Origin of the sequence: Vibrio sp. 1641, from assembly GCF_033339995.1 — a bacterium.
Classification (GTDB): domain Bacteria; phylum Pseudomonadota; class Gammaproteobacteria; order Enterobacterales; family Vibrionaceae; genus Vibrio; species Vibrio alginolyticus.
This window is the reverse complement of record NZ_JAWOVP010000050.1, coordinates 1-1116: the sequence shown is the minus strand read 5'-3', so window position 1 is coordinate 1116 and position 1116 is coordinate 1. Positions and strand designations below refer to the sequence as shown.

Sequence of the window (1116 nt, the reverse complement as noted above, 5' to 3'; positions counted from 1 at the left end):
CGAAATCGCCGATCTGCTTGGCTGTGAAGATCCATGTGGCATCGCTTGTGAACCTTTCCGTCAATGGGTTATCGAGGACAACTTCGTAGCTGGTCGTCCAGATTGGAACGTGGCTGGCGCAGAATTTGTTGCCGACGTTGTGCCTTACGAAGAAATGAAGCTGCGCATGCTAAATGGTAGCCACTCGTTCCTAGCCTACCTAGGCTACCTTGGCGGTTACGCGCACATCTCTGACACCATGACAGATGAAGGCTACCGCAAAGCGGCATTCGACATGATGATGCAAGCACAAGCTCCTTCGCTGATCATGCCAGAAGGCACCGATTTAGAAGGCTACGCCAAGCTGCTTATTGAACGCTTCACTAACCCAAGTTTGAAACACAAAACATGGCAAATCGCGATGGACGGCAGCCAGAAGATCCCACAACGCATGGGTGGCAGCTTACGATTCCACCTTGCTCAAGGCTCTAACTTCTCATGGTTGGCAACGGCGATTGCAGGTTGGATGCGCTACGTATCCGGCGTGGACGAGCAAGGCAACGACATTGATGTTCGCGATCCAATGGCAGAGACACTACGTCAGATTTGCGACCAACACGGCTTGAACGTTTCTGTTGTGCCTGCGTTGCTTGCGGTTGAAGCCATCTTCCCTGCAGAGCTTGGTCAAAACCCACAAGTGATTGATGCGGTGAGCAGTGCTTACCAATCGCTAATCGATAACGGTGCTCGTGCCACTGTCGCTGCGTTGTAATAGGAGTTAACGATGAAGAATTTCTTGTGTGAAGACTTTTTACTCTCAAACGAAACGGCACGTCGCTTGTACCATGAACATGCGTTCCACCAGCCAATTTATGATTACCACTGCCACCTAAACCCAGCGGAAGTGGCGCAAAATCGTCAGTTCGATAATTTGGGTCAGATCTGGCTTGAAGGCGATCACTACAAATGGCGTGGCATGCGCTCGGCAGGCATTGAAGAACGTTTGATTACGGGTGACGCGAGCGATTACGACAAATACATGGCGTGGGCGAAGACGGTTCCTCAAACCTTGGGCAACCCGCTTTACCACTGGACGCACCTAGAACTGCGTCGCCCATTCGGCATTACCAATACGCT

The 1116-nt window shown here is 51.4% G+C and carries 1 protein-coding gene and 1 pseudogene; both read left to right on the top strand.

Annotation, left to right across the window (positions count from 1 at the left end; all coding sequences use genetic code 11):
- Positions 1-751: pseudogene (locus R7Z47_RS24070) on the top strand (fructuronate reductase); the annotation flags it as partial.
- A gap of 12 nt (positions 752-763) precedes the next feature.
- Positions 764-1116 (top strand): glucuronate isomerase (locus R7Z47_RS24065; RefSeq protein ID WP_318130669.1); only part of this gene is annotated, 353 nt, incomplete at its 3' end.